This is a genomic window from Streptomyces glaucescens (genome assembly GCF_000761215.1).
Classification (GTDB): domain Bacteria; phylum Actinomycetota; class Actinomycetes; order Streptomycetales; family Streptomycetaceae; genus Streptomyces; species Streptomyces glaucescens_B.
Genome location: NZ_CP009438.1, coordinates 4,112,695 through 4,137,815, shown reverse-complemented (window position 1 = coordinate 4,137,815; position 25,121 = coordinate 4,112,695). Strand labels below are relative to the sequence as shown.

20 protein-coding genes are annotated in these 25,121 nt (G+C 71.5%); 8 read left to right on the top strand and 12 right to left on the bottom strand.

The window, feature by feature from the left end; genetic code table 11:
* Positions 1-191 precede the first annotated feature (191 nt).
* Positions 192-2,807, bottom strand: coding sequence for an ATP-dependent chaperone ClpB (gene clpB, locus SGLAU_RS17910; RefSeq protein WP_043502723.1), 2,616 nt, complete (start codon positions 2,805-2,807; stop codon positions 192-194).
* A 141-nt stretch (positions 2,808-2,948) separates the two neighbouring features.
* Here clpB and SGLAU_RS17905 point away from each other — a divergent pair, with 141 nt between their 5' ends.
* Entirely contained in the window at positions 2,949-3,368 is a 420-nt protein-coding gene (locus SGLAU_RS17905; protein ID WP_043502722.1) for a pyridoxamine 5'-phosphate oxidase family protein, read from the top strand.
* A 243-nt stretch (positions 3,369-3,611) separates the two neighbouring features.
* On the opposite strand, the gene SGLAU_RS17900 is transcribed toward SGLAU_RS17905, so the two are convergent.
* Together SGLAU_RS17900 and SGLAU_RS35945 are read right to left on the bottom strand one after the other, a co-directional pair.
* Positions 3,612-3,947: a hypothetical protein gene (locus SGLAU_RS17900; RefSeq protein ID WP_043502721.1), complete on the bottom strand. Its 336-nt coding sequence runs from the start codon at positions 3,945-3,947 to the stop codon at positions 3,612-3,614.
* A complete protein-coding gene (locus SGLAU_RS35945) occupies positions 3,944-4,159 on the bottom strand; it encodes a hypothetical protein (RefSeq protein WP_208868921.1) in 216 nt (71 codons plus the stop codon). Before SGLAU_RS35945 ends, SGLAU_RS17900 begins: the two co-directional genes overlap by 4 nt.
* A gap of 154 nt (positions 4,160-4,313) precedes the next feature.
* Between SGLAU_RS35945 and SGLAU_RS35265 the strand changes: the two genes are divergently transcribed.
* Together SGLAU_RS35265 and SGLAU_RS17890 are read left to right on the top strand one after the other, a co-directional pair.
* A complete protein-coding gene (locus SGLAU_RS35265; RefSeq protein ID WP_078957763.1) occupies positions 4,314-5,297 on the top strand; it encodes a helix-turn-helix transcriptional regulator in 984 nt (327 codons plus the stop codon).
* Positions 5,298-5,325: 28 nt separating this feature from the next.
* Positions 5,326-6,300, top strand: a complete 975-nt coding sequence (locus SGLAU_RS17890) for a helix-turn-helix transcriptional regulator (RefSeq protein WP_043502719.1) — start codon at positions 5,326-5,328, stop codon at positions 6,298-6,300.
* Between the two features lie 128 nt (positions 6,301-6,428).
* Here SGLAU_RS17890 and SGLAU_RS17885 read toward each other — a convergent pair whose 3' ends face one another.
* Both SGLAU_RS17885 and SGLAU_RS17880 read right to left on the bottom strand, forming a co-directional pair.
* Positions 6,429-7,466 (bottom strand): helix-turn-helix transcriptional regulator, encoded by a 1,038-nt coding sequence (locus tag SGLAU_RS17885; protein WP_052413811.1) that lies wholly within the window; start codon positions 7,464-7,466, stop codon positions 6,429-6,431.
* Positions 7,467-7,765: 299 nt separating this feature from the next.
* Positions 7,766-8,875, bottom strand: a complete 1,110-nt coding sequence (locus tag SGLAU_RS17880) for a sugar ABC transporter substrate-binding protein (RefSeq protein WP_043502714.1) — start codon at positions 8,873-8,875, stop codon at positions 7,766-7,768.
* Between the two features lie 233 nt (positions 8,876-9,108).
* Between SGLAU_RS17880 and SGLAU_RS17875 the strand changes: the two genes are divergently transcribed.
* Positions 9,109-11,523, top strand: a complete 2,415-nt coding sequence (locus SGLAU_RS17875) for a fibronectin type III domain-containing protein (RefSeq protein ID WP_043502713.1) — start codon at positions 9,109-9,111, stop codon at positions 11,521-11,523.
* Positions 11,524-11,606: 83 nt separating this feature from the next.
* On the opposite strand, the gene SGLAU_RS17870 is transcribed toward SGLAU_RS17875, so the two are convergent.
* Genes SGLAU_RS17870 through dnaK form a run of 4 tightly spaced genes read right to left on the bottom strand, consistent with a single transcriptional unit; the run spans position 11,607 to position 15,816 of the window.
* The gene (locus SGLAU_RS17870) at positions 11,607-12,080 is read right to left on the bottom strand and encodes a heat shock protein transcriptional repressor HspR (protein ID WP_043502711.1); all 474 of its coding nucleotides are present in this window, start codon (positions 12,078-12,080) and stop codon (positions 11,607-11,609) included.
* A 5-nt stretch (positions 12,081-12,085) separates the two neighbouring features.
* The gene (gene dnaJ / locus SGLAU_RS17865) at positions 12,086-13,258 is read right to left on the bottom strand and encodes a molecular chaperone DnaJ (protein ID WP_043502709.1); all 1,173 of its coding nucleotides are present in this window, start codon (positions 13,256-13,258) and stop codon (positions 12,086-12,088) included.
* A 36-nt stretch (positions 13,259-13,294) separates the two neighbouring features.
* Positions 13,295-13,975: a nucleotide exchange factor GrpE gene (grpE, locus tag SGLAU_RS17860; protein ID WP_043502706.1), complete on the bottom strand. Its 681-nt coding sequence runs from the start codon at positions 13,973-13,975 to the stop codon at positions 13,295-13,297.
* Positions 13,972-15,816 carry a molecular chaperone DnaK gene (gene dnaK / locus SGLAU_RS17855; protein ID WP_043502705.1) on the bottom strand — a complete coding sequence of 615 codons (1,845 nt, stop codon included), beginning with the start codon at positions 15,814-15,816 and terminating at the stop codon, positions 13,972-13,974. Before dnaK ends, grpE begins: the two co-directional genes overlap by 4 nt.
* 374 nt (positions 15,817-16,190) lie before the next feature.
* Between dnaK and SGLAU_RS17850 the strand changes: the two genes are divergently transcribed.
* Entirely contained in the window at positions 16,191-18,473 is a 2,283-nt protein-coding gene (locus SGLAU_RS17850) for a (Fe-S)-binding protein (RefSeq protein WP_043502703.1), read from the top strand.
* Positions 18,474-18,691: 218 nt separating this feature from the next.
* Positions 18,692-20,725, top strand: coding sequence for a TerD family protein (locus tag SGLAU_RS17845; protein WP_043502701.1), 2,034 nt, complete (start codon positions 18,692-18,694; stop codon positions 20,723-20,725).
* Positions 20,726-20,959: 234 nt separating this feature from the next.
* Here the strand turns inward: SGLAU_RS17845 and SGLAU_RS17840 are convergent, their stop codons facing one another.
* The 3 genes from SGLAU_RS17840 to SGLAU_RS17830 all read right to left on the bottom strand — a co-directional run bounded on the left by SGLAU_RS17840 (position 20,960) and on the right by SGLAU_RS17830 (position 22,478).
* On the bottom strand, positions 20,960-21,313 hold the full coding sequence (locus SGLAU_RS17840; RefSeq protein ID WP_043502700.1) for a DUF4333 domain-containing protein: 354 nt from the start codon (positions 21,311-21,313) through the stop codon (positions 20,960-20,962).
* 197 nt (positions 21,314-21,510) lie between these two features.
* Positions 21,511-21,840, bottom strand: coding sequence for an antibiotic biosynthesis monooxygenase family protein (locus SGLAU_RS17835; protein WP_043502699.1), 330 nt, complete (start codon positions 21,838-21,840; stop codon positions 21,511-21,513).
* A 107-nt stretch (positions 21,841-21,947) separates the two neighbouring features.
* Positions 21,948-22,478, bottom strand: a complete 531-nt coding sequence (locus tag SGLAU_RS17830; RefSeq protein WP_043502697.1) for a hypothetical protein — start codon at positions 22,476-22,478, stop codon at positions 21,948-21,950.
* Positions 22,479-22,674: 196 nt separating this feature from the next.
* Here SGLAU_RS17830 and SGLAU_RS17825 point away from each other — a divergent pair, with 196 nt between their 5' ends.
* Together SGLAU_RS17825 and SGLAU_RS17820 are read left to right on the top strand one after the other, a co-directional pair.
* Positions 22,675-23,976, top strand: a complete 1,302-nt coding sequence (locus tag SGLAU_RS17825; protein WP_043502696.1) for an FG-GAP repeat domain-containing protein — start codon at positions 22,675-22,677, stop codon at positions 23,974-23,976.
* A gap of 88 nt (positions 23,977-24,064) precedes the next feature.
* A complete protein-coding gene (locus SGLAU_RS17820) occupies positions 24,065-25,117 on the top strand; it encodes a Yip1 family protein (protein ID WP_043502695.1) in 1,053 nt (350 codons plus the stop codon).
* Positions 25,118-25,121: the final 4 nt, after the last annotated feature.

Below are 25,121 nucleotides of genomic sequence, written 5' to 3'. Positions count from 1 at the left end.
CCCGGCACCGCCTGTCAGCCGTCGGCTGACATGATCCAGCCGGTCGGGGCAGAGCCGGTGAACAGCGGCGGTGCGCTTCTCCGCGTTCCCCGCGGGACCCGGGCCAGGCTGGGGCGCCGGGCCCGGGTCCCACGGTGCCGAGCGGGGCGGGCGGGGACCCGCGGCGGTCACACGCGGACCGCGGCGGCCGGTCAGAGCGTCTTGCCCAGGTCCGCCGGGTCCGGAGTGGCCGGGCCGACGATCAGGCCGTCGCCGAAGGCGTCGACGCGGACCGTGTCGCCGTCCTTGACCTCGCCGGACAGGATCTCCCGGGCGAGGCGGTCACCGATCGCCGTCTGGACCAGGCGGCGCAGCGGGCGGGCGCCGTAGGCCGGGTCGTTGCCCTCGTCGGCGAGCCAGGCCAGCGCCTCCTCGGTGACCTCCAGGGTGAGCCGGCGCTCGGCGAGCCGCTTGGCCAGGCGGTCGACCTGGAGCCGGGCGATCCGGGCCAGCTCGTCCTTGGTGAGGGCCGAGAAGACCACCAGGTCGTCCAGGCGGTTGAGGAACTCCGGCTTGAAGGAGGCCCGGACCACCTCCAGGACCTGTTCCTTCTTCTCCGTCTCGGTGCGGAGCGGGTCGACCAGGAACTGGCTGCCCAGGTTGGAGGTCAGCACCAGGATGGTGTTGCGGAAGTCGACCGTGCGGCCCTGCCCGTCCGTGAGCCGGCCGTCGTCCAGCACCTGGAGCAGGATGTCGAAGACCTCGGGGTGGGCCTTCTCCACCTCGTCCAGCAGCACCACGGAGTACGGGCGGCGGCGGACCGCCTCGGTGAGCTGGCCGCCCTCCTCGTAGCCGACGTAGCCGGGGGGCGCGCCGACCAGCCGGGCCACGCTGTGCTTCTCGCCGTACTCCGACATGTCGATGCGGACCATGGCCCGCTCGTCGTCGAAGAGGAAGTCCGCGAGCGCCTTGGCCAGCTCGGTCTTGCCGACGCCCGTCGGGCCCAGGAAGAGGAAGGAACCGGTGGGGCGGTCGGGGTCGGCGATCCCGGCCCGGGAGCGCCGTACGGCGTCCGACACCGCGCGCACCGCCTCCGTCTGGCCGATCAGCCGCTTGCCCAGCTCGTCCTCCATGCGCAGCAGCTTCTGCGTCTCGCCCTCCAGCAGCCGCCCGGCCGGGATCCCGGTCCAGGAGGCGACGACGTCCGCGATGTCGTCGGAACCGACCTCCTCCTTGACCATGGTGTCCTTCGCCGCCTCCTCCTCGGCCTCGGAGGCGGCCTCCAGGTCGCGCTCCAGGGCCGGGATCTCGCCGTAGAGCAGCTTGGACGCGGTGTCGAAGTCGCCGTCCCGCTGGGCGCGTTCCGCCTGCCCGCGCAGCTCGTCCAGCTTCTCCTTCAGCTCACCGACCCGGTTGAGGGACTGCTTCTCCTTCTCCCAGCGGGCGGTCAGGCCGCGCAGCTCCTCCTCCTTGTCGGCGAGGTCACGGCGCAGCTTCTCCAGGCGTTCGCGGGATGCCTCGTCGGTCTCCCGGCTCAGCGCCAGCTCCTCCATCCTCAGCCGGTCGACGGCGCGCTGGAGCTCGTCGATCTCGACGGGCGAGGAGTCGATCTCCATGCGCAGCCGGGAGGCCGACTCGTCGACCAGGTCGATGGCCTTGTCGGGCAGGAAGCGGGAGGTGATGTACCGGTCGGAGAGGGTGGCGGCGGCGACCAGGGCGCTGTCGGCGATCTGCACCTTGTGGTGGGCCTCGTAGCGGCCCTTGAGCCCGCGCAGGATCGCGATGGTGTCCTCCACGCTCGGCTCGGTGACCAGCACCTGCTGGAAGCGCCGCTCCAGCGCGGGGTCCTTCTCGATGCGCTCGCGGTACTCGTCGAGGGTGGTGGCGCCGACCATGCGCAGCTCGCCGCGCGCCAGCATCGGCTTGAGCATGTTGCCCGCGTCCATCGCGGAGTCGCCGCCGGCGCCCGCGCCGACGACGGTGTGCAGCTCGTCGATGAAGGTGATGATCTGCCCGTCGGAGTCCTTGATCTCCGCCAGGACGGTCTTCAGCCGCTCCTCGAACTCGCCGCGGTACTTGGCGCCCGCGACCATCGCGCCCAGGTCCAGTGCGACCAGCCGCTTGTCCTTCAGCGACTCGGGCACGTCCCCCTTCACGATCCGCTGGGCCAGCCCCTCGACGACGGCGGTCTTGCCGACGCCGGGCTCGCCGATGAGGACGGGGTTGTTCTTGGTGCGGCGGGACAGCACCTGGACGACCCGCCGGATCTCGGTGTCCCGGCCGATGACCGGGTCGAGCTTGCCCTCGCGGGCGGCGGCGGTGAAGTCCGTGCCGAACTTCTCCAGGGCCTTGTACTGGCCCTCGGGGTCCGGGCCGGTCACCCGGCGCCCGCCGCGGGCCCGCCGGAAGGCCTCCTGGAGCTTCCCCGCGCTCGCGCCCTGCCCGGTGAGCAGGTCGGCGACCTGGCCGCCCTTGGCGGCGAGGCCGAGCAGCAGGTGCTCGGTGGACAGGTACTCGTCGCCCAGCTCGCGGGCCCGCGCCTGCGCGTCGGCGATGACGGCGAGCAGCTCGCGGTTGGGCTGCGGCGGCGCGACGGTCGACCCGGTCACGCTGGGCAGCCCGGCGAGGATCTTCTCCGCTCCGGCGCGCACGGCGGCCTGGTCGGCCTCGACCGCGGTGAGCAGGTCGGTGATGTTCTCGTTGTCCTGCCCCTGGAGCAGAGCCAGCAGCAGGTGGGCCGGGGTGAGGTCGGGGTGGCCCTCGGTCACGGCCCGGTTGCCGGCCGCGTTGATGGCGTCCCGGCTCCGGTTGGTCAGCTCGGCGTCCACGTTCGCGTTCTCCTCCTGGCGTCAGCCCGTCATCCCATACTGACGTGGGCAACGTACACAAAGTTGAGTCTATTCCACTCAAGGCGAGAGAGGGAGGGCTACGGCCGGGGGATACGGCCGGTATCGACTAGGTTCCGGACCATGGCCACACACTCCACGGACCCGGGTGCCCCGGACCCGCGATACCTCAGCTTCTGGCGTGAACGGCACCTGTGCACGCTGACCACCCTGCGCCCGGACGGCAGCCCGCACGTCGTGCCCGTCGGGGTGACCTACGACCCGGGGGCGCGGCTCGCCCGGGTGATCGCGAGCAGGTCGAGCAGGAAGGTGCGCCATGTGCTCGCCGCCGGGCCGGAGGGGGCGCGGGTGGCCGTCTGCCAGGTGGACGGCCCGCGGTGGGCGACACTGGAGGGCCGGGCGTTCGTGCGCGACGACCCGGAGCGGGTGGCCGAGGCGGTACGGCGCTACGCCGAGCGCTACGGGCGGACACCGGGGCCGAACCCGGCCCGGGTGGTCGTCGAGATCGAGCTGACCCGGGCCATGGGCAGCCGGATCCGCTGAAACGGCCGCCGCGGCCCGCCGGGAATCCGGCGGGAGCGCCCGGGATCGCCCGGGCTGGTGGCCCCACCGGCGCCCAGACTGTGGACAGCGGGCCCCGTGAACCTATGGATTTCAGCCAACGCCGATCACACCGAAACCCGCGCAGACCACCGGAAACTGCAGCGGCGTCACCGTGTTCAGGTCACGGTGACGCCGCTGCGGGGGGGAAGTACCTGAGCGATCTTTTACGACGGGGGAATCGCGTCAGGCACTGCGGGGGGTGGCCGAGATGGTCATGGGGTCCGGGGTCTCCGGCTCCGCCAACCGGTGGTCGCGCTGGTCGAGGTTGACAAAGATCATTCCGTACCGGATGGCACACCGTACGGGCTGCGGCGCGCCCCGGGGGCGGCGCAGGCACCGGTACGCCCGTACGTCTCCGTCCTCGTCCCGGGTGACGACGACCGGCTCACCGAACACGGTGACCATGAGGGAGTCACCGTTGTGGGGGATGGCGGTGGCCAGGTCGATGAAGTGCCAGCCGGAACGGTACGCGGTGGCCATCTCGCGCCGGAAGGACCGGTCGTCGGGTGGGGTGGTCATGCGTCCGCGCCCGCCGGCTCCGACCAGCCGACGTCCTCGCCGCCGGCCACGACGCTCCAGCCGACGTCGCCGGGCGACGCCTCGACGGACCAGCCGACGTCCCCGGTCACGGCCGCCGCGCTCTCCACCTGGGCAGCAGTCCGCCAGCCGACGTCGAGAGGACCGGCCGCACCGAAGGCCAGCGCCAGAGCAACGACGGCAGTAGCAAGCACCGAGCGAAGCATTCTCTTATTCATGGTCGGCTTCGTCCTCACTTGATGGCTTCCTCTCCCCCGCGAAACAAGACGATGGCTCATTCAGGCACGTCAATGCCACCAGGGAGATGCATCATGTTCCTGCACGTTCAGGACCCTGGGGGGTGGAGATTTGTCACCGAAGAGCACAAACCCGACACATCCTCACGGCATAACTGAGCTGTGCGCCGAAGGATCGCGGCTCTACGCCGCCGCCCTCAGCTCCGGGCGAATAGCCCGCGACGAGGTCAAGCCCGCTCCCTGCCTGCTTGAATTCGCCCTCCTGCACCCCGACCCCGATGACGCGAACTGGCTGCGCCCCGTTCCCCCGTCCATCGTGCTCGCCCAGCAACTCCAGCCCCTGGAACGCGAGATACAGGACCGCCGGCGGCTCACCGTCGACCTCACGGACACCTTCCAGCCCTTCCTCGCCATCAGTGCCCAGCAACCGGCCGCCACTCACGCCATCACCGTCCTGGAGGGCATCGACCGGATCCACGCGGCCCTGGACGTGGCGATCGCCGAGGCCCGCACCGAGGTGCTCACCGTGCAACCCGGCGGCAGCAGGCCGGAACACATCCTCAGCCAGGCCCTCAAACGCAGCAAACCCCTGATCGAGCGCGGCATATCGGTGCGCACCCTCTACCAGCACACCGTGCGGCACAGCCAGAGCACCTTCGCGTACATGGAGGGCATGGCCGGCGCCAAGGTCGAGATCCGCACCCTGGAGGAGCTGATCGAGCGGCTCATCATCTGCGACAGCACCGTCGCCTTCATCCCCGCCCAGGACGACCGGCAGGTCGCCCTGGAACTGCGGCACCCCGGACTGGTGCAGTACCTCATCAGGGTCTTCGAGCAGCTGTGGCAGCGAGCCGTACCGCTGATGGAGGAAGTGCCCTACGAGTCCACCCCGGAGGGCATCACCGGCGTCCAGCGCTCGATCGCCAAACTGCTCATCGAGGGCCACGTCGACGAGGCCATCGCCCGCCGCCTCGGCATGAACGTCCGCACCTGCCGCGCCCACATCGCCAAGCTCGCCGCCGCCCTCGGCAGCGGCAGCCGCGCCCAGCTCGGCTACCTCATCGCCCAGTCGGGGATCCTGGACCGGGACCGCTGAGCGGCGGCGCGACCGGAAGGGGAGCCCGGTGAGGACCGCGACACACCGCCACGAGGCGGAAGAGGTGTGCGAGGCAGGCCTCACCCTGTACGCCCGGGCGCTCCAGGCCGGCCGCGTCCCGGCGGCGGAGGCCGAGCAGGCGCCCTGCGCGCGCGACCGCGGCCTGCTCCAGCCGGACACCCGGGACGGCGCGTGGCTGCGGCCCGCGGCGCCCTCCGTGGCCCTGCCGCGGCTGCTGCGCGCCGTCGAGGACGGCATCGCCCGGCGGCGGCGCCACGAGGCGTGGCTCGCCGAGGCGTTCGCGCCGCTGCTGCTGCTCGACACCCCCGAGGGCGCCACCACCACCGCCTTCGGCATCCGGCCGCTCAGCGGGGTGGAACGCATCAACACCGCCATCGGCGAGGCCCTGGCGGACGCCGACGGCGAACTGCTCACCATCCAGCCCGGCGGCAAGCGCCCCGCCTCCGCGCTCCAGGTCGCGCTGCCCCGGGACCAGGCGGTGCTCTCCCGCGGCTGCCGGATGCGCACCCTCTACCAGCACACCAGCCGGCACGACCCGGCCGTCCTCGCCTACTGCGAGCGGCTGACCGGCGACCTGGAGGTGCGCACCCTCGACGAACTCCCCGAGCGGCTGATCGTGGTGGACCGCGCCGTCGCGTTCGTCCCCGCCAGCAAGGACCGCAGCCACGCCCTGGAGGTCCGCGACCCGGCCCTCGTCGCATACCTGGTGACCGTCTTCGAGCGGCTGTGGCGACTCGCCACGCCCATGCACCCGCGGGCCGCCCCACAGCCGGTGCGCGGCGGCATCACACCCCGTCAGCGCGCCATCGCCGGGCTGCTCGTCGAGGGCCACACCGACGCGGTGATCGCCGAACGGCTCGGCATGAACGTCCGCACCGCCCGCGAGCACATCGCCCGGCTCGCCGCCACCCTCGGCAGCGAGAGCCGCGCCCAGCTCGGCTACCTCATCGGCCGCTCGGGCATCCTCGGCCCGGAGGAGTGAACGCCCGCCCCGCCCGCCCCGGGCCCGGGCACACCCGTCACGCCCCGCCCCGGGCACACCGCCACACCCCGCCCCGGGCACGCCCGTCACACCCCGCCCCGGACGCGGCCCGTCGGCCGCGGGCGCCCTCAGCGGACGCCCGGCGACTCCCGGCCCGGGGCGGCGGCTCCCGCGTCGCGTGCGGGGCCGTCCAGGCCCACCTGGGCGATCCGTACGCCGAGCTGGGTGCGGCTGGCCGCGCCCAGCGTCTCCGAGAGCCGGGCGATGTGGGCCCGGCAGGTGCGCACGCTGATGCCGAGCCGCTCGGCGATCACCGCGTCCTGGTGGCCCTCGGCGAGCAGGGCCGCGATGGACTGCTCACGGTGCGAGATGCCCTCGATCCCGGTGTCGGGGAGGGCCGCGGTGAGCGGGACGGCCAGCCGCCACAGCCGCTCGAAGACGGTGACCAGGTACGCGACCAGCCCGGGGTGGCGCAGTTCCAGGGCCATCGTCCGGTCGGCGTTGGCGGGGATGAAGGCGACCGTGCGGTCGAACAGGATCAGCCGGTCGATCACCTCGTCGAGGGTGCGCGCCTCGACCGCGTCGCCCATCAGCTCCAGATAGTTGAGCAGGCCCTGCCCGTGCCGGGCGACGTGGTTGTACAGGTCCCGCATCCGTACGCCCCGGCCGCGCAGCGCCAGTGCCCGGTGCAGGCCCTCGGACAGCTCGTGCTCGCGCCGGATGCCGCCCGGCTGCACGGTCAGCACCTCGGTGGTGCAGGCCGCGGTCGCCTCGTCCAGCGCCGCCTGGATGCGTGCCGGGCCGTCCAGGACCCGGATCGCCGCGGTGCCCTCCCCGCCGGACGCGGCGGCCGCGGCGGGACCGCCCAGGCCCGCGTACCACTCGAAGGCGGCCACCGCGGAGCCCACCCGCCGCTGGCTGGCGCTGATCTCGTCGTGCACCGCGCGCAGCAGCCGGGTCATGACCTCCTGCGGGGAGGTCGGCACCAGCCAGTCCATGTCGTCGGGATCGGGGTGCAGCAGCGCCAGCTCCAGCAGGCAGGGCACCGCCTCGGCGTCGCGGCGTGGCACACGTCCGCGCCGTACGGCCCGGGAATACACCCGATCCCCGGCCTCGCACAGTCGGTCAGCACCGTGTGGATGCTCGTCCGTCCCGTGCCCGGCCATCGCCCATCCCACCCCCGGTTTCCGCTTCGTCCGCAGCGCAACTATGCGCGGAGCGCACCTGCTCCGCAACACGCCTCCGGTCGGTGTGACCGCCGGAAACCATCGGTATGCGGGGGTTCGCACCCACCCCGCTCCGTCACATTCCGACAACGGATGGCAACCGCTCGTTGCCCGCCCCCGGCGATCCCTCCGGGGCGCGCCCGGCTCGGTCCGGATCCGGGCAGGAGGAAGGGGAGTTCACCCCAGGACGGCGGGAACTCCCCCGGCCGCGGGCGGCCCGGCCGGCGCCGCCCGTGCGGCTACTTCAGCCCCAGCTCCGCGCAGGCCTCCGCGTACGCCGCGGTGCAGATCTCGGAGATCTTGTAGATCCCGTCGGAGACGACCGTCTGCTTGATGTTCTCCCGGGTCAGCGCGACCACGGACACCAGCTGCGCCGGGATCCCCTTGTTCGTGGGGCTGTCGACCCGGTCCCGGGTGAGGGCGTCGAACTGGATGTCCTTGCCCTGCACCTTGGCGACGGCCATCTCGGCGGCGGCCTCGGCCTCGGCCGGGTAGGACTTGTAGACGCTCATGTACTGCTCGCCGCCGACGATCCGCTGCACGGCGGCCAGTTCGGCGTCCTGGCCGGTGACGGGCGGCAGCTTCGTCACCCCGGCGGCCTCCAGCGCCTTGATGACACCGCCCGCCATACCGTCGTTGGCGGAGTAGACGCCGGCGATGTTGCCCGCGCCGATCACCTTGATCGCCTCGGCCATGTTGGCCTGGGCGTTCTCCGGCTTCCAGTCCTTGGTGTCGAAGGACGAGGCGATCGTCACCCGGCCGTTCAGCTCGGACAGCGCGCCCTGCTTGAACTGCTTGGCGTTCGGGTCGGTGGGCGAGCCGTTCATCATGACGATCTTGTCGGACGTGTCGACGTCCGGTCCCATGGCCTCCAGCAGGCTGCGGCCCTGCACCTCGCCGACCAGCTCGTTGTCGAAGGAGATGTACGCGTCGATCGGGCCCTCGGCCAGCCGGTCGTACGCGATGACCGGGATGCCCGCGTCCTTGGCCTTCTGCACGCTCGCGGCGATGGCGTGCGCGTCCACCGCGTCCAGCAGGATGACGTCCACCCGGGCGTCGATCATCTGCTGCATCTGCTGCGCCTGCTTGGCGGCGTTCTGCTCGGCGTTGGCGTACTCGACCTTGCCCCGGTCCTCCGTGAGCGAGGCGACCTTGTCCCGGATGATGGGGTAGTCGAACTTCTCGTACCGGGTGTTCGCCTTCTCCGGCAGCAGCAGCCCCACCGTGAGGTCGTTGCCCTTGGTCGGGGCCGCGTCGCCGCCGTCGCTCGTCGCCCCCAGCACGCCGCAGCCGGCAAGCGACAGGGCCAACGAACAAGCGGCCACGGATATGGCGATACGACGACGCATGGAGGAGCTCACTTCTGCTGTCTTCCGGGGGGTGGCTTCCGGACTCGGGTGCACCCTTGCGACCCATGTGACTGAAAAGCCAACGCGGCGGCGGCCCCCAGCGTCAAGGGAAACCACTTAACGAGATGACAACACCACATTCCGCTTCCCCTCGTACAACCAAATCCGGACGACACGCGTCGTGATCACGAGGGCCGCCCCGCAGGCGGGCCCGATCCCGACCAGAGGACCGAATGAACTCAGCCAGACGCACCACGGCCACCGCCCTGGTACTCGCCACGGCGGGCGGTGTGCTGACGGTGGCCGCGACCACCGCCACCGCGGCCACCAGTTGCACGTCCCCCGCGTTCAAGCGGGAGTTCTTCGCGAACACCACGTTCTCCGGAACTCCGAGGAAGACGGACTGCGACAGCGCCGTCGACCAGAGCTGGGGCAACGGCGCGCCCGTCTCCGGCCTTCCGTCGAACAACTTCGGCGTCCGCTGGAGCCTGACCCGTGACTTCGGCTCGGGCGGCCCCTTCGCCTTCTCCGCCGCCGCCCAGGACGGCATCCGCGTCTACCTCGACGGCGTGCGCAAGGTCGACCTGTGGAAGAACGTCTCGACGACCGCCCGCACGACGGTCAACGTGACGATCCCGTCCGGCAGGCACACCCTGCGCGTCGACTACGTCAACTGGACCGGCACCGCGAACGTCACGTTCGCCTACGCCCCCCGCACGTCCGCCGCCGTCGACAAGGTCAGGCCCCTCACCCCGGCCGGCACGGCCGTCACCTACGACACCGCCACCGGCAGGGCCAGGCTCACCTGGACCCGCAACAAGGAGATGGACCTGGCGAACTACCGGGTCTACCGGCGGCTGAAGGGCGCACCGTACGGCGCCACCCCGCTCGCCACCACCACGGCGGCCTCCTACACCGACGCCACCCTGCCGAAGACGGGCGCCGCCTACTACTACGAGGTCCGCGCCGTCGACAAGGCCGGCAACGTCTCCGGCGGCAGCGCCGACCAGCTCGTCACCACCGTCGACAGGACACCGCCCGCCGCGCCGTTCGTGGAGATGGACGTGTGCGCTGACGATGTCACGGTCGCCGGTCCCGAGCTGGTCACCACCGCCGCGAACCAGGCCGACATCGCCGAGTACCAGGCACAGCGCCAGGACCCGGTGACCAAGGCCTGGAGCACCGTCTACACGGGCGCCAGGGGAGCGTTCTGCGACCGCGGCCGGGCCGCCGACGGCACGCAGGCCACCTACCGGGGCCGGGCCAGGGACGCGGCCGGCAACTGGTCGGTGTACTCCGCCGCCACCACGCTGAAGGTCACCGACGGGGTGCCGCCGGCGGTCCCGGCGAACGCCCGCGTCGAGTACCGGTCCGGCGTTCCGCACCTGGTGTGGGAGGCCGACCCGGACGCCGTCCGCTACGAGGTGCTCCAGCACGACCCCGCGACCGGCGGCTGGCTCAAGGCACTCGGCGACACCGCCGCCACCACGCGCAACGACGTGGTGCCGTTGCAGCAGTCGGCCGTCGCCGACGAATACCGGTACGCGGTGCGCGCGTTCGACGCCGTCGGCAACGCCTCCGCGCCCGCCGGGATCACGCTGAGGACGGCGGACCGCCCCGAGGCCATCGCGCCGTACCAGCTCGTCGCGGACCGCTCGGGCGACGCGGTCCGGCTGTCCTGGCGCAGCACCGACCCGTGGACCGTGGACGACGCCCACCTGCCCACGTACGAGATCCTGCGGACGGATCCGGCGACCGGCGAGAGCACCACCGTCGAGCGGTGCTCACCGGTGAACGGCACGGGGGCCCCGCAGCCGCCGTCCACGCACACCGTCCCCGCCCGCGACGACTTCGACCCGGCCTACGTCACCTGGCCCCACCCGGTCGTGTACGCCACCTGCGTGGAGGGCTCGGGCGCCTCCGAGACGACGTACGAGTACCGGATCGTGGCCGTCGACCGGCACGGCCACCGCTCGGCGGCCAGCGCGCCCGTCACCGCGACGATGGGCGACACCGTGCGGCCCGCGCCCGTCACCGACCTGACGGCCGAGATCGTCCCGATGGGCGTCCGGCTCACCTGGAACCCGCCGGCCGACGACGACGTCATCGAGTACTACGTCTGGCAGGGCACCACCGACCCGGAGACGGGCGGAACGGTGTGGACCAGGAACTGCGTGACGGGCGACTCGCTGGCCGGGACCGAGATCCTCTGCCCGACCCTGCCGGACGGCCAGGAGCACGTGTACCGGGTGGCCGCCACCGACCGGGTCTACCTGGACGAGGGCCCGGACACCTTCCACCCGGCGGAGATCCGGGTCACCCTGCCCGACACCCGCCCCGCGGGCTGGACCGGCACCTGGGTCGGCACGGACCAGTACCCGGAGCTGTCCGTGCGCTGCGGCCAGGTCCTCGGCGACCCGCCGTGCGAGAACTGGACCGAGGCCCGTGTGCAGCGGTGGGACCCCGCCACCGCCTCGTGGCTCACGCTCGCCGCCGGCCCGGTGGACACGACCCTGTCCCACATGGACCAGGACGTCCACGACGACCACCTCGGGCTGTACTACTACCGGGCGGTGTACGCCGACGGCACGGGCGACGAGAAGGTCGTGTGGGAGCGCGCGTACGGCATCTGGGAACCCTGGCTGTGACCCGCTGACGCGCCGGCCCGGCGACATGGCGAAGGGGCCCGGAGGTTCGGCCGAACCTCCGGGCCCCTTCGCGTGCGTCACGGTCAGTCGGACGACTGCTGCTGCCGCTTCGGCCGCCACACCACCAGCGCGCTGGTCTGCTGCACCTCCTGGTACGGCACCAGGTCGCGCCGGTAGGAGGCGTGCACCGCGGCCTCGCGCTGGCGCATGGCCGCCGCCGCCCCGTCGAGTGCCGCCTCCAGCTCCGCCACCCGGGACTGCAGCGCCGCGACCTGGTTCTCCAGTTCGATGATGCGCTTGATGCCGGCCAGGTTGATGCCCTCGTCCTGGGACAACTGCTGCACCTGCCGCAGCAGTTCGATGTCCCGGGCCGAGTAGCGGCGGCCCCGGCCCGCGGTGCGGTCCGGGGAGACCAGGCCGAGACGGTCGTACTGGCGCAGTGTCTGCGGGTGCAGGCCGGACAGCTGGGCCGCCACCGAGATGACGTAGACCGGGGTCTCGTCGGTCAGTTCGTACGGGGAAAAACCCCCGCGCTGGCGGGGACGACGGCCATCCATCTGACTCATGCTCCCTTCGCGGCCTCGAACAGCTCCGCCCGCGGGTCCTCGCCCGCGGTCGCCTCGCGATACGCCTCGAGTGCGTCACGAGCCTTCCCCGACAGGTCCGCCGGAACACTCACCTCCACGGTGACCAGCAGGTCGCCGCGGGTGCCGTCCTTGCGGACCGCGCCCTTGCCACGCGCCCGCATGGTACGCCCGTTGGGCGTGCCCGGCGGCAGCTTCAGGGTGACGGCCGGGCCGCCCAGCGTGGGTACCCGGACCTCGCCGCCCAGGGCCGCCTCCGCGAACGTCACGGGAACGGTGACGGTGAGGTTGTCGCCCTTGCGGCCGAAGACGGGGTGTTCCTTGACGTGCACGACCACGTACAGGTCACCCGCCGGTCCGCCGCGTTCGCCCGGCGCGCCCTTGCCGCGCAGCCGGATGCGCTGCCCGTCGAAGACGCCCGCCGGGATGCGCACCTGCATGGTCCGGGACGACTTGGCCCGGCCGCTGCCCTTGCAGATGTCACACGGCTGCTCGGCGATCAGACCGCGGCCCTTGCAGTCCGGGCAGGGGTCGGTGAGCGAGAAGCCGCCGCCGGAGCCGCGCGCCACCTGTCCGGTGCCGACGCAGGTCGGGCACACCCGCGGTGTGCCGTTCTTGTCGCCGGTGCCGGAGCAGGCCTTGCACGGCGCCTGGGAGGACATCCGCAGCGGGACGGTGGCGCCCTCGATCGCCTCGGTGAAGCTGAGGGTCACCTCGGACTCGATGTCCTGGCCACGGCGCGGCTGGGTGCGCGTGGTCCCGGCGCCGCCCCGGTTGAACAGGCCCCCGAAGACGTCCCCGAGCCCGCCGCCGAAGCCGCCGCCCGCCCCGCCCTGGGCGCCGCCGAAGAGGTCGCCCAGGTCGAAGTTGAACGTGCCGCCGGCGGCGCCGGGGCCGGGCCGGAAGCCGCCGTTGCCGAAGAGGGCGCGCGCCTCGTCGTACTCCTTGCGCTTCTTCGGGTCACCGAGGACGTCGTTCGCCTCGGAGATCTCCTTGAAGCGCTCCTCGGCCTTGACGTTCCCCTTGTTGGCGTCCGGGTGGAACTCGCGGGCGAGCTTCCGGTACGCCTTCTTGATCTCGGCCTCGGTGGCGTCCTTGGGGACGCCGAGGACCTTGTAGTAGTCCTTCTCGATGAAGTCCTTGGTGCTCATCCCCGACGTCCCTCCTCTCCTGCGTGCGTTATAACGTCAGCCCTCCTCCGGGCCACCGTTCTCCTTGTCGTCGGCCTTGTCCGCACCCGCGGCGCCCTGGGCGTTCTCCGAGTCCTCGGCCTTGACGGTCTGCGCGCCCGGCTGGGGCTCGGCGACCGCGACCCGCGCGGGGCGGATCGTGCGCTCGCCGATGCGGTACCCCGGCTGGAGGATCGCGACGCAGGTCGTCTCCGTGACGTCCGGGGCGTAGCTGTGCATCAGGGCCTCGTGGATCGTCGGGTCGAAGGGCTCGCCCTCCTTGCCGAACTGCTGGAGGCCCATCTTGGCCGCGACGGTCTCCAGCGACTCGGCCACCGACTTGAAGCCGCCGACGAGTTCACCGTGCTCGCGCGCGCGCCCGATGTCGTCGAGGACGGGCAGCAGCTCGGTCAGGAGGTTCGCGATGGCGATCTCCTTGACCGCGACGCGGTCGCGCTCGACCCGGCGGCGGTAGTTCTGGTACTCGGCCTGGAGCCGCTGGAGGTCCGCCGTCCGCTCGCTCAGCGCCGTGCGCACCTGGTCCAGCTGGGCCACCAGACCCGCTGTCTCGTTCGCGTCCCCGGCCGGGGCCGCCCCCTCCTCCGCGGAGGGGGAGGCGGCCTTCGGCTCGGCGTCGTCAGGGGTGGCGCCGGAGGGGACGTCGGGCTTCTCCTCGAAACCCGGGGTCTCCTCCGTCACGCGGCACCGTCCTTGCGCTCGTCGTCCACGATCTCGGCGTCCACGACGTCGTCGTCGGCCTTGGCGTCACCGGCGTCGGCGGAGGCGCCGCCGGCGGCCTGCGCGCCCTGGGCGTCGGCGTACAGCGCCTGGCCCAGCTTCTGCGAGACGGCCGCGACCTTCTCGGTGGCGGTGCGGATCTCGGCGGTGTCCTCGCCCTTGAGCTTCTCCTTCAGCTCGGCGACGGCTTCCTCGACCTCGGTCTTGATCTCGCCGGGGACCTTGTCCTCGTTGTCCTTGAGGAACTTCTCCGTCTGGTAGACGAGCTGCTCGCCCTGGTTGCGGGTCTCGGCGGCCTCGCGGCGCTTGTGGTCCTCCTCCGCGTAGCGCTCGGCCTCCTCGCGCATGCGGTCGACCTCTTCCTTCGGGAGCGAGGAGCCGCCGGTGACGGTCATCTTCTGCTCCTTGCCGGTGCCGAGGTCCTTCGCCGTGACGTGCATGATGCCGTTGGCGTCGATGTCGAAGGAGACCTCGATCTGCGGGACGCCGCGCGGCGCCGGGGGCAGACCGGTCAGCTCGAACATGCCGAGCTTCTTGTTGTACGCCGCGATCTCGCGCTCGCCCTGGTAGACCTGGATCTGCACGGACGGCTGGTTGTCCTCGGCGGTGGTGAAGATCTCGGACCGCTTGGTCGGGATCGTCGTGTTCCGCTCGATCAGCTTGGTCATGATGCCGCCCTTGGTCTCGATGCCGAGGGACAGCGGGGTGACGTCGAGCAGCAGGACGTCCTTGACCTCGCCCTTGAGGACACCGGCCTGGAGCGAGGCGCCGATGGCGACGACCTCGTCCGGGTTCACGCCCTTGTTGGCCTCCTTGCCGCCGGTCAGCTCCTTGACGAGCTCGGCGACGGCGGGCATGCGGGTGGAGCCGCCGACGAGGACGACGTGGTCGATCTCGTTGATCGAGATGCCCGCGTCCTTGATGACGTTGTGGAACGGCGTCTTGCAGCGCTCCAGGAGGTCCGCGGTCAGCTGCTGGAACTGGGCGCGGGTCAGCTTCTCGTCGAGGTGCAGGGGGCCCTCGGCGGAGGCGGTGATGTAGGGGAGGTTGATCGAGGTCTCGGTGGACGAGGACAGCTCGATCTTGGCCTTCTCGGCGGCCTCGCGCAGGCGCTGCAGGGCCATCTTGTCCTTGGACAGGTCCACGCCGTGGCCGGACTGGAACTGCTTGACCAGGTAGTCGACGACGCGCTGGTCCCAGTCGTCACCACCGAGGTGGTTGTCACCGTTGGTGGCCTTCACCTCGACGACGCCGTCGCCGATCTCCAGCAGCGAGACGTCGAACGTACCGCCACCGAGGTCGAAGACGAGGATGGTCTGGTCGTCCTTGTCGAGGCCGTACGCCAGGGCGGCGGCGGTCGGCTCGTTGACGATGCGCAGGACGTTCAGACCGGCGATCTCGCCGGCCTCCTTGGTGGCCTGACGCTCGGCGTCGTTGAAGTACGCCGGGACGGTGATGACCGCGTCGGTCACCTTCTCGCCCAGGTAGGCCTCGGCGTCCCGCTTCAGCTTCTGCAGCACGAAGGCGCTGATCTGCTGCGGGTTGAAGTCCTTGCCGTCGAGGTTGATCTTCCAGTCGGTGCCCATGTGGCGCTTGACCGACCGGATGGTCCTGTCGACGTTGGTGACCGCCTGGCGCTTGGCCACCTCGCCGACCAGCACCTCGCCGTTCTTGGCGAAGGCGACGACGGACGGCGTGGTCCTGGCACCCTCGGCGTTGGTGATGACGGTGGGCTCGCCGCCCTCCAGAACGCTGACGACGGAGTTAGTCGTGCCCAGGTCGATGCCGACCGCACGTGCCATGGTTGATTCCTCCAGCGACTTGAGTGGAACAGGCTCAAGTGTGCCTGACACTCATCGCTGGGTCAACAGACCTGAGTCAATCCGGCTCAACTCTTATCCGCCGCTTACACGCAACCAGCCGCGGCCCCGGCCGGAGCACCCTCGCCGCCACCGCCACACCCGGGGCATGCAGAATTGACCTGGAGCCGTATGCCCCATTTTGGTACGAGTAACACCGCCGGTCGAGCGACCACGCCCCCGTAGCGCTGAGGCAACCCTCAGCGATTCAGATCACCCCGCGCCCGGCTACAGTGCGGCGGAAGATACGGGTAGTCTCAGACGGACTGCATAAGTTACCGCTTAGTAATCTCCCTCGCAGGCCCGAGGAGCCCCCAATGCAACTCGCCGCGATCATCGTGTCGCTGGTCCTGACCGTGGTCGGCGTGGCGCTGCTCGCACGCGCGATCGGCCAGTTCGTCAGGTACTTCAAGCTGGGCCAGCCGGTCCCGGCAGGCACCCGGACGGACAACCCCTACCAGCGCAGCGTGACCCTGGTCCGCGAGTTCCTGGGACACACCCGGATGAACCGCTGGGGCATCGTCGGTGTCGCCCACTGGTTCGTGGCCATCGGCTTCCTGACGCTGCCGCCGACGATCATCACCGCGTACGGCCAGCTCTTCCAGGCCGACTGGACCCTGCCGGTGCTCGGCGGCTTCCTGCCGTACGAGATGTACATCGAGTTCATCGGCGCCATGACCACCCTCGGCATCGCCGTCCTCATGGTCATCCGCCTGCTGAACCTGCCGTCGCGGCCGGGCCGCAAGTCCCGCTTCGCCGGCTCGAAGATGGGCCAGGCCTACTTCGTCGAGTGGGTCATCCTCACGATCGGCCTGGCCATCTACGTGCTGCGCGCCCTGGAGGGCGCCCTGCACCACGTGGACCACTACGAGGCCGCGTACTTCGCCTCGTACCCGGTGATCATGGCCCTGGACGGCCTGAGCGTCTCCACGCTCCAGACCCTGGTCTACCTCTTCGCGATGATCAAGCTGAGCACGACCATGATCTGGATGATCACGGTCTCGCTCAACACCAACATGGGTGTGGCCTGGCACCGCTTCCTCGCCTTCCCGAACATCTGGTTCAAGCGCAACGCGGACGGCTCCACGGCGCTCGGCGGCCTCCAGCCGATGACCTCCGGCGGCAAGCCGATCGACTTCGAGGATCCGGGCGACGACGACGTCTTCGGCGTCTCCCAGGTCGAGCAGTTCTCCTGGAAGGGCCTGCTCGACTTCTCCACCTGCACCGAGTGCGGCCGCTGCCAGTCGCAGTGCCCGGCCTGGAACACGGGCAAGCCGCTCTCCCCGAAGCTGCTGATCATGTCCCTGCGGGACCACGCCCACGCCAAGGCGCCGTACCTGCTCGCGGGCGGCGGCAAGACGATGGAGGGCGAGGAGAAGGCGTCCGAGGAGCAGCTGGCCGGCGTGCCCGCCGCCGCCCTGGCGGAGGCCGAGCGGCCGCTCGTGGGGTCGCTGGAGGAGAACGGCGTCATCGACCCGGACGTCCTGTGGTCCTGCACCACCTGCGGCGCCTGCGTCGAACAGTGCCCGGTGGACATCGAGCACATCGACCACATCGTCGACATGCGCCGCTACCAGGTCATGATCGAGTCGGCGTTCCCGTCCGAGGCGGGCACGATGCTCAAGAACCTGGAGAAGAAGGGCAACCCCTGGGGCCTGGCGAAGAAGCAGCGCCTGGAGTGGCTCAAGGAGGTCGACTTCGAGGTCCCGGTCGTCGGCAAGGACATCGAGGACCTGTCCGAGGTCGAGTACCTGTACTGGGTCGGCTGCGCCGGCGCCCTCGAGGACCGCGCCAAGAAGACCACCAAGGCCTTCGCCGAACTCCTCCACATCGCGGGCGTCAAGTTCGCGATCATGGGCGGCGACGAGAAGTGCACGGGCGACTCCGCCCGCCGCCTGGGCAACGAGCCGTTGTTCCAGGAGCTGGGCATGGAGAACGTCATGGCCCTGAACACGGCCTTCGGCGAGGAGCTGGACGACGACGGCAAGGTCGTCCCCGAGACCGCGAAGCCCAAGTCGGCCAAGAAGATCGTCGCCACCTGCCCGCACTGCCTCAACACGCTCGGCAACGAGTACCCGCAGCTCGGCGGCGACTACGAGGTCATCCACCACACCCAGCTGCTCCAGCACCTCGTCGACGAGGGCAAGCTGATCCCGGTGACCCCGGTCGAGGGCATCATCACCTACCACGACCCCTGCTACCTGGGCCGTCACAACAAGATCTACACGCCCCCGCGCGAGATCATCGCCGCCGTCCCCGGCGTCCGCAACGAGGAGATGCACCGCCACAAGGAGCGCGGCTTCTGCTGCGGCGCCGGCGGAGCGCGCATGTGGATGGAAGAGCGCATCGGCAAGCGCATCAACAACGAGCGCGTCGACGAGGCGCTGTCGGTCAACCCGGACATCGTCTCCACCGCCTGCCCGTTCTGCCTCGTCATGCTGACCGACTCGGTCAACGGCAAGAAGAACGACGGCAAGGCCAAGGAGTCCATCCAGGTCGTCGACGTCGCCCAGCTCCTCCTGGACTCGGTCAAGACCCCGTCCGACCCGGCGGGCGACCCGGAGACGGAGAGCACGCCCGAGCCGGAGCCGGTGAAGTAACCACCCCCGCACCACCCGACGCCCCCGCAGCCCCCACGGCCGCGGGGGCGTCGGCGTTCTTCACGGCTCACGCCTCCGGACCGAGGCGTCGATCCACGGCCGTACCGCTTCCGCCCCGGGACGCGCGTGCCGGGTACTAAGGTTCGCTGTGCAGTTGGTGTGCGCCACGTCACAACGGGTGGCCCGTGTCTGACGTGCGCTTCTGGGGGTGGGGGTACATGTACCAGTTGATCAAGGGCGCCAATGTGGGGTTGGCGGCCCTCAGCGAGAACGTCGAGTCCGTCATGGTGAGTCTCGACTGGACCAGCCCGACGGGCGAGGGCGACGCGGACGTCTCCGTACTGCTGCTGAACACGGACGGCAAAGTGCGCAGCGACGCCGACTTCTACTTCTACAACAACCCGGTCGCCGCCGACGGGAGCGTGCAGCTCCTGGGCAAGGCACCCACCGGGAGCGGCAATCAGGACCGGATCAGCTTCGATCTGACGGCGGTCCCGCATGCCATCGACCGGATCGTCGTGGCGGCGAGCCGCTACGACGGAGCCCACTTCGGGGAACTGGACGACCTGCAGCTCACGCTGTCCGACGGCTCCGGCGAGAACCTGCTCAGGTTCGCGATCGACGATCCGGGCTCGGTGAGCGCGTTCATCTTCGGGGAGCTGTACCGGCGCGGCGGGGAGTGGAAGCTCCGGGCCGTCGGGCAGGGCTACGAGTCGGGCCTGGCCGGTCTGGCGACGGACTTCGGCGTGGACATCGAGGACGATGCCGCCGGTGAGGCCGCGGACGCCACGCCCGGTGACGACGACCGGGCGGAGCCCGCCACGGCGGCCGCCCCCGCCGACCGGCCGCACCTGCTGGAGGCCGTCCCGGCGCCCAGACGGCCCGACGCCGGCGAGAAGCCGAGGAAGGCGTCCGCACGGCCGCGCACCGCCCGCAGGAAAGTCACCCTCCCCAAGGCGGCCAAGGCGTCGCTGGCCGAGAACGACTCCTGGAGGCCGGCCCGGCTCTTCCCGGTCTCGGCGCTCAAGAGCGACCGCGACCGCGAGATGCGCGCGACCTCGGTCCTGCTCTCGGTGATGGCGCAGATCCCGGAATTCGGCAGGCGTCTGACCGCCGGGTTCGGAGCGCCGGCCGGCCGCATGGAGACCTTCGCCGAAGTCTCGCTGCCGCACGGCGACACCCCCCGGCGGCCGGACGGAGTGATCCGGGTCGAGCGGGCCGGCAAGCTGTGGACGGCGCTGGTCGAGACCAAGACCAACGGCAACGCCCTCAAAGCCGAACAGGTCCAGGCGTACATGGACATCGCCGCCCGCCGCGGCTACGAAGCCGTCGTCACCCTGTCGAACGACGTCGCGCTGGACGGCATACCGCTGGTCGACGTCAAGATCGACGGACGGCGCAAGCACAAGGTCGCCCTCTGGCACCTGTCCTGGGCGGAGGTCGCCCACCAGGCACAGATGCTCATCCGGCACGAAGGCGTGGGCAACATGGCCCACGCCTGGCTGCTCCAGGAGCTGCTCCACTACCTCCAGCACGAGAACTCCGGGTGCCACGGCTTCCAGAACATGGGCTCGTCCTGGGTGCCCGTACGCAACGGCATCGACGACGAGACGCTCTGCCACGGGGACCCCCGCGCCCTGGAGGTGGTGGAGAACTGGGAGCGGCTGATCCGGCAGGTCTGTCTGCGCCTCGGCGGCGAACTCGGCCAGAAGGTGCTCCCGGTCAAGCGCACCAAGCGCGGGGTCGACCCCGGCGCGAGCCGCGCCCTCCTCGCCGACCGGCTCTGCCTGGAAGGCAGGCTGCACGCCGAACTCCGCATCGAGGGCACCCCCGGCGTACTCGCCGTCGCGGCCGACCTGCGCACCGGCAAGCTCCGCACCTCCATCGACATCCCGGCACCGGCCCAGGGCTACCCCTTGAGCTGGGCGAAGCGACTGATCCGCCGGCTGGCCGAAGCGCCCGCCGACCTCCACGTCGAAACACTCGTCGAGGGAGAGACGGGAGGACCGCGAGGCACACTGGAACGCCTGCGACCCGAGCCGGCGGACATGCTGCCGAAGAACGGGGCGCAGATCACCGGCTTCCGGCTGTCCCTCTTCAAGGGCATGGGCAGCAGCCGCGGCAACGCCGAATCCGGATTCATCCGCAGTGTCGACGACGCCGTGCACCGGTTCTACGCCACGGTGGTGACCCACCTGGACCGCCCGGCTTCCCGGCGGTCCCCGTCCCCCGAGCCCTTCGCCGCGGGTTAGGGCCTGTCGTTCGTACCAGGCCGGCTGTGGAGTGCGGCGCCTTTCCGGGCGACCCGAGCGGGGTCCGTACGTGCGGCTGCGAGGCGGAGGAGGGAGCCGAAGCGGAGCTTCGGCGAGTGCCGACAACGCGGCGGATGTGCGTGCCGGACCCCGCGACGCCGGGATGCTCCGAACGACAGGCCCCTAGTCCGCCTCGGATCGGCAGCCGCCGGGAGGGTGCCCGGCGGGTGCCCGTCAGTCCGCGGCCGGGGAGGCCGTCCCGTCGGCCTCGATGTCGAAGTCGATCCGGTCCCCGTCGACAGAGGACACGGTGACCGTCACGCCCAGGCTGCTGCCGTCGCCCGCGGTGAGCGTGCAACGGGTGGTGGTGCCCACCTTGCCGACCAGGTCCTCGGGGCAGGTGACATCCGGCTTCGGCTGCCCGGTCGTCTCCGCGAGCTTCCGCGCGACCGTGTCGGCGAGCTTGCCGGCTGACAGCGTCGGCTCGGCAGCACCGGTACTCGCCGACACCGAGCAGCCGACGAGCAGCGCGGCCGCGGTGAGGCAGACCGAACTCCACGCTGCTGTGCGCAGGCGGGCCGTTGTCATCTCGATCGCCTTTCGCCTGCTCGGGTGGTCAGGCCGAAGCCTTTCACAGCGTCTCCGCGAAGCACGCGCCCGGCCAGGAGCGAGGGAGCCCCTGACGGACCGCCACCTCCCGTGGCGCGGCAGGGATCGCCGCTCGCGGGCGGGTGACCGGGAAGGGTACGGCCGGGGCGGGATCACGTCCCCGGCCGCAGGCCCGGCTACTCGCCCTTCGGCCCCGCCTGCTGCACCACCTCGAAGGACCACAGCGTCGACCCGGAGGCGGCCGGCTTCGGGCGTTCGCCGGCGCCCTCGCCGCCGCCCTGGTGCGCCGACTTCATGGGGCCCTCCATCCACGCCTGGAAGGACTCCTCGTCCCGCCAGCGGGTGTAGACCAGGTAGGTGTCGGTGCCCTCGACGGGGCGGAGGAGTTCGAACCACTCGAAACCGTCGGAGGACTCCACCGCGTGCGCGCGGGACGCGAACCGCTTCTCCAGCACCTCCCGCTGCTCGGCGGGAACGGTCAGCACGTTGATCTTCACTACGCTCATGGGTCCATCCTGCCGGACGCCCCCGGGGGTTTCCCGGCTCACGGGGCGGGCCGGGGCCGGCGCGGCGGCGGCACCGCACCACGGGGCCCTCGCGCGGGCGGCCTGGCCTACAGATACTCGAAGAACCGCGTCCACCACGTCACGGGCGACCCGTCACCGGTCTCCGCCTCGGCGAGCCACGTCACCCCGTCGTACCGGCGCTGGAGCAGCGGAAGCGGCACCAGCTGGTACTCCATCTCGGACAGCACCGTCTCCACCCGCTCGCGGTCCCGCACGGACAGGGCGCCCGCAGCGACCGCCGCGTCCAGATCGGGGTGGCTCTCCGGACGGGGGGTGGTGACGACCACGAGGTCGCCGTAGTTGCTGAGGCGCAGGCAGATCCACTCGTCGGCCTCCGTGGCGCGGGGCGGGATGCGCACACCGAAGTAGTAGGACGCGTCCTGGATCATGTCGTCCAGCCGGCAGGGGGTCTCGTACCTCCCGTCCCCGAACTCGTCGTTCAGCCGCTTCCTGAGCTGGATCGCCCGCATCCGGGCCCGGTTGTGGTCGAACCCGTCGGGGAATTCGAGATGCTCGGGTCCGGGGAGACGGTCCAGGGCATGGAGCAGGTCGAGTACGCGCCGGTCGTCGTCGTCCATGACGGCAAGACTAGAGCGGCTCACGGTCCGCGCAGGGGCACTTCCGCACCGTCACCCCCGTCGCACCGCGCCACGTCGCCGCCGTAGCCGCCCATACCGGTCAAGGACACGCAGGCCCGGCACCCGAGCTGCCCCCGCCCTTCGAACCCGTGCATCATTACCCAGTCGTTGTCGAAGAGGCGTACGAGGTGAAGTCATGCGCGTGCGTGCTGCCGGGGCCCTGGTGGCCGGCGTCCTGCTCCTCACCGCCTGCGGGCCCGGCCCGGCGGAACCGGACGCCCCCGACGAGACACCCGGGCGCGAGACCGCCGGGGCCCCGCCCCTGCTGCCCGTCCCCCGCGGCGGGGGCAGCGACGTCCCCGACGACTTCAACGGCGACGGCCACCGCGACCTCGTCCTCAACGACCTGGTGAAACAGCAGAGTCACGCCGACGACGCGGGCATCGGCGTCGTCTACGGCGGGCCGCGCGGTCTCGTGCCCGGCGCCCGGCAGCTGATCAGCCCCGTGCGGCAGGGCGCCCGCACGGCCGGACAACTGCCCGCCGTCTTCGACGTCGCCGCGACCTGCGACCTCGACGGCGACGGGTTCACCGACCTCGTCGTCACGACGGACCCGCCGTACGACGGACAAGGGCAGCCCCCGGTCCCGCTCCAGCTCCTCTTCGGCTCCCCGGAAGGCCTGACCGGGCGCGCCGTGAAACTGGTGATCCCGGCCCGCGCCCGGGCCGGCAAGGACTGGCCGGACCGGCCGGTGTGCGGCGACTTCGACGACGACGGCGCACAGGACCTCGTCGTGCACGCCTCGGGGAAGCAACTCAGCTACCTGCGCGGACCGTTCACCCGGAGGGGTACGGCCAGGAGCGCGGGCGTCCCGCTCGCCGCGCCCGGCAACGTCCCGGTCGGCCCGGCCGTCGACATCGACCGGGACGGCACCGACGACCTCGTGGTCCGCGCGACGGAGGGCGAGGGCTCCGCCTCGGTGGTGCACGGCGGCCCGGACGGCCCGGTCCGCACGGGCGTGCTGCTGCCCTCCGGCGCCGATGTCGCGCTCGGCCGCTTCGGCATGGGAGAGGCACTGGACGCGGCGGTGGGCACCCGGAACGGGACGGCCCTGCGCTACGACCTCCCGGTCCCCACCCGCGCCACCCTCCCCTCCCCCGGAACCCTGCTCGACACCGGCGACTTCGACGGCGACGGCCTCAGCGAACTCGTCAGCGGCGGCTCGTCACTTCGCGTCTTCCACGGCAGTGCGAAAGGCCTGTCCGCGGCCGGCCCGGTGACCGTCACACCGCCCGCCCAGGGCACCACCCGGGTCCTCGCCGCCGGCGACTTCGACGGCGACGGGCGCGACGATCTCGCCGTGCGCACCCACCGGGGCGAGCGGGAGGACACGGTGGCCGTCTATCCGGGGACGAAGACGGGGCTGCTCGCCCGCGAGCCCGCGGTGACGTTCTCGACGTCGGCGTTCCTGTCGTCGCGGGCGGCCCGCTCACGGTGATCCCGCTCACCCTGACGGCCGTCCCGGCGACGCCCTCCACCGCCGCACGGGACGTCCCTTAGGGGACGCGGGCCCGGCTCCGTAAGGGATGTCACAGTCCGGCCGCAAAGCCGGGCCCGGAGCCCCGGCCCCCGCACGTCACTCTCCGGGACCAGGTACGTTCGATGACGTGGCTGGATTCAGGATCGGACGCGGCGGCCGGAACGACCGCGCCCCGCACACGCGACCGCAACACCCCCCGTACGGACAGCAGGCCCCGCAGGGCCCGTCGTACGGCCATCCCCCCGCGCCGCAGCCGCACCCGTACCCGGGGCAGCAGGGCTACGGCGGGAGCAGCGGCGGCCCGTGGCCACCCTCGGGCGGCGGCTACGGCGGCCACGGAGGACCCGGCCGGCACGGTGGCCACGGCGGCGGCGGTCACGGCGGCGGCGAGCCCGAGTACTTCGGCGACGACGGCTCCTCCTACCCGCACCCCGGCACCCCGGACCCCTACGCGGCCAACAACCCCGGCCACACCCAGGCCTTCTCCATCGGCGAGGACCCCTACCAGCAGGGCGGTACCTACCGGGCGGGCGCCGCGGCCCCGGCCGGGCCGATCGGCCCGCGGCTGCACTGGAAGGACCTGCTGCGGGGCATCGTGCTCGCCCCCAACCAGACCTTCCTCCAGATGCGGGACTACACCATGTGGGTCCCCGCCCTCATCGTCACGTTCCTCTACGGCCTGCTCGCCGTCTTCGGCTTCGACGGCGCCCGCGAGGACGCGATCAACGCCACCCTCTCCAACGCCGTACCGATCGTCCTGACCACCGCGGTCGCCCTGGTGCTGAGCGCCTTCATCCTGGGCGTGGTCACCCACACCCTGGCCCGCCAGCTCGGCGGCGACGGCGCCTGGCAGCCGACGGTCGGCCTCTCCATGCTGATCATGTCCATCACGGACGCGCCCCGCCTGGTCGTCGCCATGTTCCTCGGTGGCGACGCCCCCTTCGTCCAGATCCTCGGCTGGGCCACCTGGGTGGCGTGCGGCGCCCTGCTCACCCTGATGGTCTCCCGGTCCCACGACCTGCCCTGGCCGAAGGCCCTGGGCGCGTCGGCCATCCAGCTGATCGCCCTGCTGTCGATCGTGAAGCTGGGCACGTTCTGACCTC